General features: G+C 44.5%; 13 protein-coding genes. 10 read left to right on the top strand and 3 right to left on the bottom strand.

All coding sequences use genetic code 11. From position 1 onward, the window contains the following. Positions 1–870: 870 nt before the first annotated feature. The 3 genes from gntK to MKY66_RS30135 form a co-directional block, all read right to left on the bottom strand. Positions 871–2418 (bottom strand): gluconokinase, encoded by a 1548-nt coding sequence (gene gntK / locus MKY66_RS30145; RefSeq protein WP_076216626.1) that lies wholly within the window; start codon positions 2416–2418, stop codon positions 871–873. Positions 2419–2484: 66 nt separating this feature from the next. Beyond that, the gene (locus MKY66_RS30140; protein WP_076216628.1) at positions 2485–3846 is read right to left on the bottom strand and encodes a gluconate:H+ symporter; all 1362 of its coding nucleotides are present in this window, start codon (positions 3844–3846) and stop codon (positions 2485–2487) included. A 213-nt stretch (positions 3847–4059) separates the two neighbouring features. Continuing rightward, entirely contained in the window at positions 4060–4734 is a 675-nt protein-coding gene (locus MKY66_RS30135; RefSeq protein ID WP_017691412.1) for a GntR family transcriptional regulator, read from the bottom strand. A 576-nt stretch (positions 4735–5310) separates the two neighbouring features. Here MKY66_RS30135 and rpmH point away from each other — a divergent pair. The 10 genes from rpmH to MKY66_RS30085 all read left to right on the top strand — a co-directional run bounded on the left by rpmH (position 5311) and on the right by MKY66_RS30085 (position 15346). Next, the gene (gene rpmH, locus MKY66_RS30130; protein ID WP_017691413.1) at positions 5311–5445 is read left to right on the top strand and encodes a 50S ribosomal protein L34; all 135 of its coding nucleotides are present in this window, start codon (positions 5311–5313) and stop codon (positions 5443–5445) included. A gap of 355 nt (positions 5446–5800) precedes the next feature. Beyond that, on the top strand, positions 5801–6151 hold the full coding sequence (gene rnpA, locus MKY66_RS30125; protein WP_036611981.1) for a ribonuclease P protein component: 351 nt from the start codon (positions 5801–5803) through the stop codon (positions 6149–6151). A gap of 74 nt (positions 6152–6225) precedes the next feature. After that, positions 6226–7104, top strand: coding sequence for a YidC/Oxa1 family membrane protein insertase (locus MKY66_RS30120; protein ID WP_076216630.1), 879 nt, complete (start codon positions 6226–6228; stop codon positions 7102–7104). Continuing rightward, positions 7101–7802: an RNA-binding cell elongation regulator Jag/EloR gene (gene jag / locus MKY66_RS30115; protein WP_076216632.1), complete on the top strand. Its 702-nt coding sequence runs from the start codon at positions 7101–7103 to the stop codon at positions 7800–7802. The genes MKY66_RS30120 and jag overlap by 4 nt, the downstream gene beginning before the upstream one ends. A gap of 211 nt (positions 7803–8013) precedes the next feature. Next, a complete protein-coding gene (mnmE, locus tag MKY66_RS30110) occupies positions 8014–9390 on the top strand; it encodes a tRNA uridine-5-carboxymethylaminomethyl(34) synthesis GTPase MnmE (protein ID WP_076216634.1) in 1377 nt (458 codons plus the stop codon). Positions 9391–9612: 222 nt separating this feature from the next. Continuing rightward, positions 9613–11502: a tRNA uridine-5-carboxymethylaminomethyl(34) synthesis enzyme MnmG gene (mnmG, locus tag MKY66_RS30105; RefSeq protein ID WP_076216636.1), complete on the top strand. Its 1890-nt coding sequence runs from the start codon at positions 9613–9615 to the stop codon at positions 11500–11502. Next, entirely contained in the window at positions 11502–12224 is a 723-nt protein-coding gene (gene rsmG / locus MKY66_RS30100; protein WP_076216638.1) for a 16S rRNA (guanine(527)-N(7))-methyltransferase RsmG, read from the top strand. Before mnmG ends, rsmG begins: the two co-directional genes overlap by 1 nt. A 514-nt stretch (positions 12225–12738) precedes the next feature. Further along, positions 12739–13557, top strand: coding sequence for a nucleoid occlusion protein (gene noc, locus MKY66_RS30095; protein WP_036611968.1), 819 nt, complete (start codon positions 12739–12741; stop codon positions 13555–13557). A gap of 189 nt (positions 13558–13746) precedes the next feature. Further along, positions 13747–14508, top strand: coding sequence for an AAA family ATPase (locus tag MKY66_RS30090; protein WP_024629525.1), 762 nt, complete (start codon positions 13747–13749; stop codon positions 14506–14508). Further along, a complete protein-coding gene (locus MKY66_RS30085; protein WP_076216640.1) occupies positions 14501–15346 on the top strand; it encodes a ParB/RepB/Spo0J family partition protein in 846 nt (281 codons plus the stop codon). Before MKY66_RS30090 ends, MKY66_RS30085 begins: the two co-directional genes overlap by 8 nt. Positions 15347–15415: the final 69 nt, after the last annotated feature.

Below are 15415 nucleotides of genomic sequence, written 5' to 3'. Positions count from 1 at the left end.
AGACTGTCACTCCTTTTACATGTTCCAAGTGTGGCTTAAGCCATGATGCAGTGTCGAAATACGAGATATATTGTTGAATTTATCCCCAAACCCCCGCAGGTCGAAAACAAAAAAAGTATGAACAACGGAAAATTGTTCACAACTTTATCCACAGGCTGTTGATAATATTATGGGTCAGATCACATATTCACATCCAAAAGTAATACAATCATAGCAAAAGAAACCCCGCATTTCAACGTATCGCGTGATTTTATCCACAAATTCAATAACTTGTGTATAATTTTTAGTCACAACACAATATATTGTTTATAAACTGTTTAATTTTCGACAGAATGACCCAAAAACCAAAAATGTTTTATACACAGGTTATCCGTCAAATGATGCCAAATTGTGTGTAAAAGTATTCTTCGTTTGTGAATAACCTTTCTGTGGATAACCGTGAAGTGAAAACGTAGCATGATTGAGATCGGAAAAAGAGTGACCTCTCACCCTCGTGTTTTTCTTGCCAATGGGGCGATGGTGAAAGCGACGAATTCAGTGTCTGGATGGGAGACGGAGAGGGGAGTAAACTCATGCCTTTAATTGAACAAGATGAGTGGTATATTTTCTGGGCAGATGGTAATTCTGTCATCAGTGAATGATAAGAATAATGGATCAAGAGGACTTCATTTTAAGACATATGTAATGTGAATTATCAGGATCACGAGGTAAGCTGATGCTCTGATATGGAGGTTGAAGTGTATGAATGTACAATATGAATTCAAAGGATAGATTATGCGTGTATAGCAAAAGAGGGTGTCCTCTAAAACCGATTTTTGGTTTTAGAGGACACCCTCTTTTTTGTGCAGCGACGAAGTATGGATTGATGATTTAGAGGCGGGGAAGGGACATCTTACGCTGGAATTCAGCGATATCTGCGTATTCCTCTTCCAGTTTGCGAGAGATCCGAATAAAGATGGGCAGTAGCTCTTGGTAGAGTACAGCATTCTCTTTGATAGGGGTATGCCGATGCGTTGTACCGACCATGGAAGAAACGGCATGAAGCGATTGGATCCGCCCTGTAGCGTACAAACCAAGCACGACGGCACCCAGACAGGAACTTTCGAAGCTCTCTGGTACAACCACTTCCTGATTGAAGATATCAGACATCATCTGGCGCCAGAGAGGAGAGCGTGCAAACCCACCGGTGGCTTGAATGGAGGTAGGTTGCCCAATCTGTTCTTCCATGGCGAGCAGTACCGTATATAGGTTGAAAATAACCCCTTCCAGGACAGCACGAATCATATGCTCTTTTTGGTGATGGAGTGTTAAGCCAAAAAAGGAACCACGGGCATCCGGATTCCATAGAGGGGCACGTTCGCCCGAAAGGTACGGATGAAACAGAAGTCCTTCCGATCCCGGCCGGACACGTTCGGCAATTTTGGTCAGCACATCATAGGAATTGATGCCAAGTCGTTTCGCTGTCTCCACTTCAGACGCGGCGAATTCATCCCGCACCCAACGAAACAGCATGCCACCGTTATTCACAGGTCCACCAATGACCCAAAGATTCTCTGTGAGGGCATAACAGAAGGTTCGACCTTTGGGATCGGTAACCGGACGGTCCACGACAGTGCGAATGGCCCCGCTGGTTCCGATGGTTGCTGCGACAACACCAGGTTCAATGGCGTTTACGCCGAGATTGGATAAAACCCCATCACTTGCGCCAATAACAAAGGGCGTAGAGGGGGAGAGAGCCATTTTTTCAGCCGATTCGTGATTCATTCCTTCTAATATATGTGTTGTAGGTACAAGCTTCGAGAGATGGTCGGGTGTAATGCCTGCAACCTCAAGGGCCTCTGCGTCCCAGTCGAGTTGTTTCAGATTGAGCAAACCTGTGCAGGAAGCGATGGAATGGTCGACGACATATTGTCCGAATAGACGGAAGAACAGATATTCTTTAATCGAAATAAATTTGGCGGTACTCTCAAAAAGTTCAGGTTCATCGTGGCGCAGCCACATTAATTTGGTCAGCGGTGACATGGGATGGATCGGTGTACCTGTGCGCAGATAGATGCGATGGCCCAATCCATTCTCTTGCAGCTTGGCAGACCAAGCTGCACTTCGATTATCCGCCCAGGTGATGCAACGGGTTAAAGGTTTATTATCCTGTCCCATGGCAATGACACTATGCATAGCCGAGCTGCAGGATACAAACAGGATCTGCTCGGCAGCAACACCACTCTGATCCATGACTCCTCGTACAGAGCGGAGGGCCGCCTGTACAATCTCTTCAGGGTCCTGCTCGGCAACATCGGGTGCAGGGGTGTACAAAGGATATTCCTGCGTTGAGGTACTGACGACAGAGCCTTGCTCGGTAAATAATACGGATTTGGTACTGGTGGTACCAATATCGATCCCAATCATATAGTTGTTCATGTATTTAATCCTTCTTTCTCCAGAAAGCGATGAGATTTTAATTTCTTTCTACTATAGATACTCCATTTATACCACTGTACTCAGGAGCAAAATAAAGATCAGTCCGACCACGGATAATAGTGTTTCCATAACGGTCCACGTTTTCAATGTCTGGGAAACGCTCATATTGAAGAATTCTTTGATCATCCAGAATCCTGCATCATTTACATGAGACAAGATGAGTGACCCCGCACCTGTGGCGAGTACAACCAGCTCAATATTGGCCCCTGGTGTGAGTGCAAGCACTGGAGCGACAATACCGGCGGCTGTTGTCATGGCTACGGTTGCTGAACCGGTAGCTACACGAATGAGCCCAGCGACAAGCCAGGCAAACAGGATCACGTTGATGTTGGCATGGGTAGCGACTTCAGCAATGGCGTTACCTACACCACTATTGATCAATACCTGTTTGAAGGCACCGCCTCCGCCAATAATGAGAATGATGGTCGCCGTAGGCGCCAGACATTCACTGGTGAAGCGGGAAATATCATGTTTGGTGAATCCACGTGCAAAGCCGAGTGAAAAGAGGGCAAATACAACTGAAATGAGCAGAGCAATGATCTCATGACCGATAAATTCACTGAAAACGGTGAAGCCGCTCGTGGCATTTGGGTCAATGATGCTTGCAATGGAGCCAATCAGCATCAAAATAACAGGCAGCAATATGGTAAACAGGGTAATACCAAACCCAGGCATGTTGCTGTTTGTTTTGGTTGCGAATTGTTCAGCCAGTTCTGCTGGCGGTTCGGTGTGTATTCTTTTACCAATAAATTTACCAAATAAGGGACCTGCAATAATCGCTGTAGGAATACCAACAATAAGGGAGTACAAAATGGTTTTACCCAGATCGGCACTGAAGGCTTCAATCGCAATCATTGGCGCTGGATGGGGTGGAACCAAACCGTGTACAGTGGATAGACCCGCCAAAATGGGAATACCAATCTGCAGTAAAGACATGTTGGTTTTACGCGCGACGGTGAAAATGATGGGGATCATCAGAATAACGCCGACTTCGAAGAAAACGGGAATACCAACGATAAATCCAACAATCATCATGGCCCAGTGCACACGTTTTACACCAAACCGATCAACTAATGTAGTTGCAATGCGCTCGGCACCGCCAGATTCGGCCATCATCTTACCAAGCATTGTACCGAGAGCAATAACAATTGCGATGGTTCCAAGTGTGCCGCCAAGTCCCCCGGTAATGGAAGAGATCACATCAGCAGGTTTCATGCCTGTAAGCAAACCGAGCATTAATGCGGACAACAGCAGGGTGATAAAGGGATTCCATTTATACTTGGAGATCAAAACGATCAGAAAAACGATTGCAATGAATGTCCAGACCAATAATGTTGCGTTGTGGGATAGTCCAAAAAGAGTGCTCATGATGTTGTGTGCTCCTTTATTTCTGATATAGAACGCTTACAAGTAAAATTATCGTCACCAATTAAATTTTGTGCCCAGAATGAAGAAGAGGTGTTGGCGAAAAATGTAGTTTTATCATGCCCGAAATTGAAAGAAAATCGCATTTTGTATACTTGTCGACAAGTTAAGCCGCAATCACTCACAACGGATATGATTGCAAACGCCTTGCACCTATTAGGAATCAAAGCTTTCGTGCAGGGTTTTGCCAGAATCTTGGAAATACGTGCGGACTCCAGCCTGAATGAGCATCTTGTCGCCTGATTCAAGTGCTTCAACAAGCAAACGGTGTTTCTCAATTACAGCGCTTACTTTCTGCTCGCCTTGAACAAATACTCTGCGCGTTGTGAGCAGCATAACGGTCATCACAACATATCGAATACTCTTCCATAGATGTGAAATACGGGAATGCTGAGCAGCTTCAATGATGGTCTCGTGGAAAACGAGATCCTGATAGGCGAATTCGACGGCATCCTGATGCCGTCCAGCAAGCTGCATTTTGTCGATCACGTTACGAAGCTGGGTGATTAATGATTCTGGGACATCACCAGCAAGTCGCTGCTGCACAAAACTTTCAATCAGGAAACGGACATCATACAATTCTTCGACATCCTTGATTCGTAGTCCAATGACAACGACACCCATACGTTCCAGCCGAATAAGTCCTTCATTGGACAATGTTCGCAATGCTTCACGGACAGGTGAACGACTGCTGTCAAAATCAGCCGCAATTCGGTTTTCCGACAAAATCTCTCCAGGTCGAAGGGTACCGCTAATGATCCGCAGCCTTAATTCGCAGGCAATGGCTTCACCACGGGAAGCCCCTTGAAGCCAGGAAGAAGGAAATAACATATGGCTAACGCTCCTATTAATAAGTAATCAGTTCATTACTGATCATAGCATAACTATTTTGCGGACTGGACATTCAGTTCAATCCACAGTCTGTAGCTACAAGCTAACGGCTAATGTTTTTTTCAAAGGACTACTTGTATACAAGATGTGATTTTTATCCTACACCTTTCTCAAAAGCTTGTAAACCTTAATTGAAGCGGATACAACGGGATTAAAATATGACGATATTAATAGCCTATAATCATTATCCACATGTGAATAACTTCAAACAGGATATAATGAAGGAGATAACAGGTATTGGAGGTTGTGGATAACTATAAACACTGAAATAGGGTGATCTGATTAGGGTCTGGGGATAACTTTCAGGTCTCTCTTCGGGGCTTGGTGCTGGTATTGAAGTGGACGAACTGTGGTCATTACTTTGGGTGGGATGAAGAGTGTATATAAAAGAGGGAGAAGCCTTGAGCCATGCAGTTGACTTTTCCAGGTGATCATGGTTAAATATATAAAGGTGTTTTCTGTGAAGATGAAAGTGATTCATCACATAAGTATTTCCTTGTGAGGAGGTGCAATACATTGAGACCTACATTCAAACCGAACGTTAGCAAACGTAAAAAAGTTCATGGTTTCCGGAAAAGAATGAGCACGAGCAATGGCCGTAAAATTTTGGCCGCACGTCGCCTTAAAGGCCGTAAAAACCTGAGTGCTTAAGCATTGAAGACCACCGAGGTGGTCTTTTTTTTCTTAATTAGCTCAAATCAGACTGGATGCTGCTACAGATCAGGTCTGAATGGTCTGCGAAAAAGTGCTGAACACACATGATGTATGTTGAGTGAGTTTTCCATTTTTCGAAAACTTACCTTATATAATGATGAATCGTTGATAGGTTTAAATGGCCAATCAACATTCATCCGGAGGAATGTTGATCTGTTCAAGTAGCTGTTTAACAATCATCCCAAATGAAGTTGTCGCCAAGACGGTTTACCGTCATTCAAGAAAGCCTATACTAAATCAGTAATGAGGCCTCCGTCAATATCAATGATGGAGAACAGCAAGGAGAAGCGCCGTGTATAAAAGACTGCGTCTACGAAACCGGGCGGACTTTAGCCGCGTATACCGGTATGGGAAATCGTTTGCCAATCATCAATTCGTGGTGTATGGCTGCCGCCGTAAAGATACGGAACAATTCCGGGTAGGTGTATCATGCAGCAAGAAAATCGGAAACGCTGTCGTACGCAACCGGATGAGACGCATGATCAAGGAAATTGTTCGTCATCATGAGCATGAGATCGTCACGCAGATGGATCTGATTTTTATCGTCAGAAAAGGTGCACTGGACATGCCCTATAAGGAAATGGAAAAAAGCCTGCTACATGCGATGCGAAAGGGCTCTCTTTTGAAGTCGAGCAAGCGGTAAGCTTCGGTTTATTTGTCCTCCTAATTATGGTATGATTTACGGTGGAATGGAATGGTTAAGAGAGGGGTTATGAAGTGTCGCGATTGAAGACATCAAAGGGGAAGTGGATTCTCCTCATTGCAGTCATTGCAATGGTCACTGTACTCGCCGGATGTACTCCACAAGGAGCCGGGGTTACTACGGAAGATCTGAAGAATAGTGGCTCATTCTGGCAAAGCAATGTTGTGTACTGGTTCTCACTGGCGCTGGATACATTCGCCAACTGGTTTAACGGTGAATATGGACTGGCTGTCCTCGTGATGGTGCTTATTGTACGGACATTGATTTTACCATTAACAATGAAACAAGTCCGTAGCTCCAAAGCTATGCAGGCGATTCAGCCGCAGCTGAAGGAGATTCAAGCCAAGTTTAAAGATACACCTGAGAAAGTTCAGCAAGAAACAATGAAGTTGTTTCAGGAGAACAAAGTTAATCCGATGGCGGGTTGTCTGCCACTTCTGATTCAGATGCCGATTTATATCGCACTTTATAACTCAATTTACGGAAACTCCAGTCTGAGAACACATGATTTCTTGTGGCTCCAGCTCGGGGAACCGGATCACCTGTTTATTTTGCCAGTGCTGGCTGCCATCACAACATTCATTCAAACATGGATGATGATGCGTATGAACCCTGCACAGCAAATTGGTCCGATGCAGTTTATGCTGTGGGTATACCCAATTTTGATCTTCGTGATGTCTTACCAGTTCCCGTCAGCACTTCCGCTGTACTGGTTCTACAGTAACATCTACACGATCGTGCAAAACTATTTCCTTTACCGGAATAATGATAAAATCGTGGCTGAGGTCAACGTGAAGCAGAATAGCTCTTCCAAAAATGGAGCTAAACGCAAAAACGGTGGCAAAGCGACCGTCTCTGGAAAAGGGTCGAAAGGGGCCAAAAAATCGAAATGACCAAAGTCATTACGTCAGGAAAAACCGTTGAAGATGCTGTAAACCAAGGATTGACCGAGCTTGGCGTAAGTCGGGACAAGGTCGAGATACAAGTGTTAGAGCAGCCGTCAAAAGGATTCCTGGGTTTGTTCGGGGTGAGGGCGGCCAAAGTTGAAGTTAAATTAATGCCTGTACCGGAAGTTGTTCCACAGCCGATCAAGCCAGCTGCATACAAATCTGAAGTAGATGCATTACTCGAGGATGTTGCAGCTAAAAATCCCTATGAAGAAGCGGCTGCTTTCTTGAAAGAGGTCGCAGCAGGTATGGGACTGGATGTTGAAGTGCATATCAAAAAACAGCGGGATGGACATATCTTCAATATTGCTGGTGAAGATCTGGGCATGATTATTGGCAGACGTGGACAGACGCTGGATGCGCTTCAGTATCTAACGAACATTGTAGCGAACCGATATTCGGAAAGCTTCGTTCGAATTGTGCTCGACGCGGAGAATTTCCGTCAACGTCGGCGGAAGACGCTGGAGGATCTGGCTGAACGGTTGGCTGGACAAGCAATCCGTACCGGTAAGGAAGTTGTACTGGAACCAATGCCTCCGCTCGAACGAAAAGTCATCCATGCAAAACTGCAAAATCACCCGCAGATTAAGACGTTAAGTAAGGGCGAGGAGCCTAATCGGCGTGTGGTTATTACGACGAAATAACACGAAATTGAAGACGCAATGGCTTCCTGCCCGGTGCAGAAGCCATTGCTTTTTTCGTACAGAAGCAATTTGATAAGGTGCGTAGAACAAGTAAAGAGTGAACTTAATACGATAAGCAGCATGTCATATGTTATATCATTAATAGATTTGAAAATGGATCTGGCGTCCCCCGAGGGGCGGCAATTTTAAAATAGAGCAAGGAGAGATAACCATGATCAGTGATACGATCACAGCGATATCAACGGCTGTCGGAGAGGCGGGTATCGCCGTGATCCGGGTCAGCGGCCCGGATGCAGTGTCGGAGACGGAAAAGATTTTTCGCAGCAAAACCCCTTTAACCCAGGCAGCATCTCACACGGTTCATTATGGTCATATCATAGATCCCGTTAATGGGGAAAAGATTGAGGAAGTATTGGTTACGGTCATGCGAGCACCTCGGTCTTTCACAACAGAAGATGTCGTGGAGATCAGTGCGCATGGCGGTGTAGTGTCTGTAAAACGGGTCATGGACCTGCTGTTGCAGCTTGATATTCGTCTGGCTGAACCCGGTGAGTTCACGAAGCGTGCTTTCCTTAATGGGCGGATTGACTTGTCTCAGGCTGAAGGTGTCATGGATCTTATTCGTTCCAAATCGGACCGGGCTTTCTCGGTTGCGCTGAAACAAGTTGAAGGCAAACTGTCTTCCAAATTGCGTGATCTACGATATACATTGGTGGAAACACTAGCTCACATTGAAGTGAATATCGATTATCCCGAGCATGATGTGGAGTCGTTAACGTCTGATTTTATTAAAGAGAAGTCCAGTCAGGTTATGACTGAAATTGATAAATTGCTGACTACAGCAGAGCAAGGAAAGATCCTGCGAGAAGGTATTACAACAGCTATCGTTGGACGACCTAACGTAGGTAAATCCTCCTTGATGAATACACTTGCGCAAGACAATCGGGCTATCGTCACGGACATTCCAGGAACAACTCGTGATGTGATCGAGGAGTTCATTACGATCAATAATATCCCACTGAAGTTGCTGGATACGGCAGGAATCCGGGAAACCATGGACGTTGTAGAGAAGATCGGGGTAGAACGCTCTCGTTCTGCGGTAAGTGAAGCCGATCTGATCTTGATGGTTGTGAATGCTGCGGAGCCACTTCATCCCGATGAGATTGAATTATTGGAACAAATCCGCGGTAGACAATCGATAATTATTATGAATAAAATGGACTTAACGCCACAGGTAGAACGTGACGTGCTGCTTCGTTACATTTCGGAAGAACGGCTTGTACCGATGTCGGTGAAAGATGATCTGGGTGTGGATCGACTGGAAGATGCCATCTCTACGCTATTCTTCAGTGGTAAACTGGAGTCCGCAGACCTGACTTATGTCAGTAATGTGCGTCACATTGCTTTGCTCAAAAAAGCGAAGCAGTCCCTGGTTGATGCCTATGAAGCAGCAGAGCAGTTCATTCCGATCGATATGATACAGATTGATGTTCGTTTGGCGTGGGAGCATTTGGGTGAGATTGTTGGAGATACAGCACATGATGCATTAATTGATCAGATTTTCTCCCAGTTCTGTCTAGGAAAGTAAAAATAATATACTGCCGATTGAGTTAAATCGTAGTGTATGATGGAGAGGTACAATTTCTGCCTGTTGTCAAAGGATGGAATGATATTGTAGCCATTACGTGTTGGTTTCATATAGATAGGAATGCAAGTTCCGATGAACGGTTAGAAGTAGTTTCATTATTGTAAAACATGATCCGTCTGCGTGAGTTACACCAAATGCAGCGGAATAAGGAGGTAAACGGGAATGGCTTTTGATGGTGGCAGTTATGATGTAATCGTCGTTGGTGCAGGACATGCTGGTGTGGAATCCGCACTGGCCGCAGCTCGTATGGGGTCCAAAACACTAATGATTACTATCAATCTGGACATGGTGGCCTTTATGCCTTGTAACCCATCTATTGGGGGACCGGCCAAAGGACATGTTGTGCGCGAGATTGATGCACTTGGTGGAGAAATGGGACGGAATATCGATAAAACCTTTATTCAGATGCGGATGCTTAACACGGGTAAAGGGCCTGCTGTTCACGCGCTTCGTGCTCAGGCAGATAAATTCTCCTATCAGCATAAAATGAAGGAAACGATGGAGAATGAACGTAATCTGACGATGCGTCAGGGTATGGTTGATCAACTGATCGTTGAAGATGGAAAATGTGTAGGCGTTGTGACTCAGACCGGAACAGAGTATCGGGCTAAAGCGGTCGTTCTGACAACAGGCACATACTTGCGCGGTAAAGTAATTATGGGCGAGTTGATGTATGAGAGTGGACCGAACAATCAACAACCCTCTCTTAAATTGTCAGAGAATCTGCGTGAACTGGGCTTTGATCTGGTTCGTTTCAAAACGGGTACACCACCACGTGTGCATAAGGATACGATTGATTTTAGCAAAACCGAAATTCAGCCTGGTGATGACAAGCCGAAGTTCTTTTCCTATGAAACAGAATCTTCCGATAATGAGCAGTTGCCTTGCTGGTTGACGTATACATCTGTGGATACACATCAGATTATTAATGATAATCTGCATCGTGCTCCGATGTTCTCGGGGCTTATTGAAGGAACCGGACCACGTTATTGCCCTTCCATTGAAGATAAAATTGTTCGTTTCAGCGACAAGCCGAAACATCAGATATTCCTTGAGCCGGAAGGCAAGAACACATCCGAGTATTACGTACAGGGGTTGTCTACGAGTATGCCAGAAGACGTCCAACTGGCTATGCTGCGTTCAATTCCAGGTATGGAAAAAGTGGAAATGATGCGTAATGGTTATGCGATTGAATACGATGCGATGGTGCCTACACAATTGTGGCCTTCACTGGAAACTAAACGTCTACCAGGTCTGTTTACGGCGGGTCAGATTAATGGTACCTCCGGTTATGAAGAAGCAGCAGGACAAGGTGTTATGGCTGGAATCAACGCTGCACTCAAAGTACAGGGGAAAGAGCCGGTAATACTGGATCGTTCCCAAGGTTATATTGGCGTGCTGATTGATGATCTGGTGACAAAGGGTACAAATGAACCGTATCGTCTGTTGACTTCACGCGCTGAGTATCGTCTGTTGCTTCGCCATGATAATGCAGATATGCGTTTGACGGAAATCGGACATGACATTGGCCTGATCCCTGAAGAGCGTTATGCGAAATTCCTGGATAAAAAGGCGAAAGTCGAGCAGGAAGTTGCACGTCTGAAAGTGGCTAAAGCTCGCCCGGTTGAAGTGAATGCCAAGCTGGAAGAGTACGGATCTACACCTATTCAGGATGGCAGTACGTTGCTTACCTTGCTGCGTCGCCCGGAGCTGGGGTATGAACTGATTGAACAGCTCTCACCATCTGAGGTAGAACTGACAGCAGATATGAAAGAACAAGTGGAAATACAAATTAAATATGCGGGTTATATTGAGAAACAATTGATCCACGTGGAACGTTTGCAAAAGATGGAGAAAAAGAAAATTCCGGACACTATCGTATATGATGAGATTCATGGTCTTGCTATGGAAGCCAAACAGAAGCTCGCTACGATTCGTCCAATCTCGATTGGTCAGGCTTCTCGTATTGCTGGAGTTACTCCTGCCGACATCTCCATTCTGCTGGTCTACCTGGAGCATTATAACCGTGTAACCGCAGCAAGGGGACAATAATGGACGATATTCAACAGCAACTGCAGCGGCGCTTAAAGAAACATGGATTAGAGCTGGGAGAACTCCAATTGGAGCAATTCGAACTGTATTATCAGGAACTGGTATCCTGGAATGAAAAGATGAATCTGACCGGTATCACGGATCGGGAGCAAGTGTATACCAAGCATTTCTATGATTCGGTATCGCTGGCCTTTTATACAGACATGACCAAAGTGAATAAGCTTGCTGACATTGGATCTGGAGCGGGTTTTCCAGGATTACCACTGAAGATCTGTTTCCCGCATATTAAGCTTACGATCATTGATTCATTAAATAAACGTATTGGCTTTCTACAGCATGTGGTAGATATCCTTGGCCTGACTGATGTGGAATTGGTCCATGGACGTGCTGAAGAGATTGGACGCAAAGAAGGGTATCGTGACAGCTACGATCTCGTTACGGCGCGTGCAGTAGCCAAGCTGGCTGTGCTGAATGAATTCTGCCTTCCTTTTGTTCGCAAAGGTGGAATGTTCGCTGCCATGAAGGGCGGAGACCCGCGTGATGAAATGAAGGAAGCGGAGTTCAGCTTCAATCAGCTGAAAGGACGGGTTAAGGCCGTTCATCCATTCCAGCTGCCGGTTGAAGAATCAGAGCGTCACATCATTCTGATTCAGAAATTTGATAAGACACCATATAAGTATCCGCGCAAACCAGGTACTCCAATGAAGACTCCGCTGATATAGCTGTGTGATGGTTTTGAAGTGAGTCAAAATAAAATAGAAATTTAGACATAGATAAAGAGGATGTTTCACGTGAAACATTCTCTTTTTTTGTTTTCTGAAATGGAGGACTGGATCAACATCACAGATACTTCGTATTACATATCTCTTAAAGAACCTGTAATGATGAATTTCACGCACAGTAACTCATGAACAATTTCATTAATTGAATGTGTGCAAGTCGTCATATTTCCAATATTCACAAAGAAAAAGCAGGAAAATTAGCAGAGTTTAAAGAATAGGTAAGCATAGGATTATGATAGAAAAGATGATAGAATAGAAGTATCCGATCCTGGGTCACAGCGATCATAGATTATATGTATAGATAGATGGATATGCGTTCGATGTTGCATGACAGAAAGCGTTATGAAAGGCAAAACTTATTCCAAGAACGATGCATGTAAAAGGTCGCTTTTTGAATAAGAAGCACCTGCAAAGACTGTGGGAGCTATTACGAAACTAGGTGGTAATCTGCGGAATGAAAGAACAATTTTCGAAGTTGTTTGGTTTGGCGGAGCGCAATAACGGAGATGAGATCAAACAGATTCCGGTTAATGAAATTGTGAGCAGCCCATATCAACCCCGTACTATTTTTGATGATGATAAAATTGATGAGTTGTTGCAGACGATCAAAACACATGGTGTAATTCAGCCTATTGTCGTTCGCGTGCGAAATGGATCATATGAGATTATTGCCGGGGAACGTCGCTGGCGTGCAGTTCGAAAATTGGGTTTGGATACGATTCCGGCTATTGTGCGTGAATTCAACGACTCTCAGGCCGCATCCATTGCACTGATTGAGAACTTGCAGCGTGAAGGATTGACCTCAATTGAGGAAGCTGTCGCTTATCAGAAGCTAATCGACTTGCATCAATTGACACAGGAAAGTCTGGCACAACGACTCGGCAAAAGCCAGTCAACCATCGCGAACAAAATTCGGTTGTTACAGCTTCCGGACGGCATTAAGGCCGCATTGATGGAACGCAAAATTTCTGAACGGCATGCAAGAGCATTACTTTCTCTGGATACGGAAGAACTGCAGATGAAGTTGCTCGGTGAGATTATCGAAAAAGAATTGAATGTGAAACAGACAGAGGCACGTGTTGCCTTCTACAAGGAATCTTCCAAGATTAAAAAATCTAGACGTGTTTCCTTTACCAAGGATGTAAGGCTTGCACTTAATACAATTCGCCAATCCATTGATATGGTAACTGGCTCTGGTCTGGACATCAAAACCAAAGAAGCAGACCATGAGGATCATTATGAGATCGTTATCCATATTCCAAAACGCAAATAATTGAAGCTTATGGCGGCAATGGGCCGCTTTTTATGTCTATAAAGCAAGTTAGGTCTGAAATTTTTAAAGAACGGTCGGTATATTGATGGAACGGTAGTTGTTGTTTGTGTGGACGATAGCCGCCTGCTTTTTGTTAACAATATCTCACAACCTACAGAAAAGACTCCTATTTTATTTGAGGTGAAGTAATTGTCTAAGATTATGGCCGTAGCAAATCAAAAGGGCGGTGTGGGGAAAACGACGACATCTGTTAACTTGGGTGCAGGACTGGCTTCACTCGGGAAAAGAGTATTGCTTGTCGATATTGACCCTCAGGGGAATACAACCAGCGGAGTCGGAATCAATAAAGCAGATGTGGCTAATTGTATATATGATGTCATTATTAATGAGGTTCCTCCTCAAGAAGCGATTGTGGAGACTCAGATTGAAGGGCTTCATATCATACCTGCAACGATTCAGCTTGCCGGAGCCGAGATCGAATTGGTGTCCACGATATCACGGGAAGTTCGCCTGAAAAAATCACTCGCCATGGTGAAAAAAAACTATGATTACATACTGATCGATTGTCCACCATCTCTTGGTATGTTAACGATCAATTCGTTGACTGCTTCCGATTCGGTGATCATTCCGATTCAGTGTGAGTATTATGCACTTGAAGGATTAAGCCAGTTGCTTAATACGGTTCGTCTGGTTCAGAAACATCTAAATACATCTCTGCAGATTGAAGGGGTATTGCTGACGATGTTTGATGCACGGACCAATCTGGGAATTCAGGTTATTGAAGAAGTGAAAAAGTATTTTCAACAAAAAGTATATCAAACGATTATTCCGCGTAACGTACGGCTTAGTGAAGCACCATCTCATGGTCAATCTATTATTACGTATGACCCTCGTTCAAGAGGGGCGGAAGTGTATTTAGAGCTCGCAAAGGAAGTGATTTCTTATGAGTAAGCGGCTTGGAAAAGGTCTTGATGCCCTCATTCCTTCGCTTTCAATTAATGACGATGATAAAGTCGTAGAAATCCCGATTAGTCAACTGCGGGCTAACCCCTATCAACCACGTAAAGTATTTGATGAGGGCGCAATACATGAACTGGCTGAGTCCATTCGTCAGCATGGTGTCATACAACCCATTATTGTTCGTCCTGTATTACGAGGTTATGAGATTATTGCCGGAGAACGACGGTTCAGAGCTTCCCAATATTGTGGTAATGCCACGGTACCGGCTGTAGTCCGCAACTTCAGTGATCAGCAGGTAATGGAGATTGCGTTGATCGAAAACCTGCAACGGGAGAATCTGAACGCCATGGAAATTGCAGTTGCTTATCAGGGGTTAATGGATCAATTTGCGTTGACTCAGGAAGAGTTGTCTGTAAAAGTAGGTAAATCACGTTCTCACATTGCTAACTTCTTGCGTCTGTTATCATTGCCCGAAGAAGTAAAAGACCATGTTTCACGTGGAACATTATCTATGGGACATGCACGTGCGATCGTAGGTGTTAAAGACGAGGTTATAGTGAAGCAACTTGCGAAACAGACCATTGATCAGCAATGGAGTGTACGTGAGTTGGAGGAAGCTGTTCAACAACTGGATCGCTCCAAAACAGGTGAGGCTAAAGCCAAATCGAAGTTAAAAAAGAAAGATCCATTCATTGATACATTGGAAGAATCTCTTCGTGAACGTTTCAAAACCACAGTGAAAATTAAGCACAACAAAGATAAAGGTAAAATTGAGCTCAACTACTACAGTCAACAGGATCTGGAACGGCTATTAGAATTGTTACAATAATAGTCGGGTCTATGATTCATTAACAACATGCGGGGCTTACTCATGTCATGACATATCGCCTCTGTACCA

The sequence above is a fragment of the Paenibacillus sp. FSL R5-0766 genome, assembly GCF_037971845.1.
GTDB lineage: Bacteria > Bacillota > Bacilli > Paenibacillales > Paenibacillaceae > Paenibacillus.
The sequence above is the reverse complement of the archived record's forward strand: the minus strand, read 5'-3'. Positions and strand labels throughout refer to the sequence as shown.

What these genes read in the sequence shown, in the direction of transcription:
- rsmG (WP_076216638.1), top strand. Translation starts at nt 11,502, where the DNA reads ATGGACGATATTCAACAGCAACTGCAGCGGCGCTTAAAGAAACATGGA.
- mnmG (WP_076216636.1), top strand. Translation starts at nt 9,613, where the DNA reads ATGGCTTTTGATGGTGGCAGTTATGATGTAATCGTCGTTGGTGCAGGA.
- noc (WP_036611968.1), top strand. Translation starts at nt 12,739, where the DNA reads ATGAAAGAACAATTTTCGAAGTTGTTTGGTTTGGCGGAGCGCAATAAC.
- MKY66_RS30135 (WP_017691412.1), bottom strand. Translation starts at nt 4,734, where the DNA reads ATGTTATTTCCTTCTTCCTGGCTTCAAGGGGCTTCCCGTGGTGAAGCC.
- gntK (WP_076216626.1), bottom strand. Translation starts at nt 2,418, where the DNA reads ATGAACAACTATATGATTGGGATCGATATTGGTACCACCAGTACCAAA.
- MKY66_RS30140 (WP_076216628.1), bottom strand. Translation starts at nt 3,846, where the DNA reads ATGAGCACTCTTTTTGGACTATCCCACAACGCAACATTATTGGTCTGG.
- MKY66_RS30085 (WP_076216640.1), top strand. Translation starts at nt 14,501, where the DNA reads ATGAGTAAGCGGCTTGGAAAAGGTCTTGATGCCCTCATTCCTTCGCTT.
- mnmE (WP_076216634.1), top strand. Translation starts at nt 8,014, where the DNA reads ATGATCAGTGATACGATCACAGCGATATCAACGGCTGTCGGAGAGGCG.
- jag (WP_076216632.1), top strand. Translation starts at nt 7,101, where the DNA reads ATGACCAAAGTCATTACGTCAGGAAAAACCGTTGAAGATGCTGTAAAC.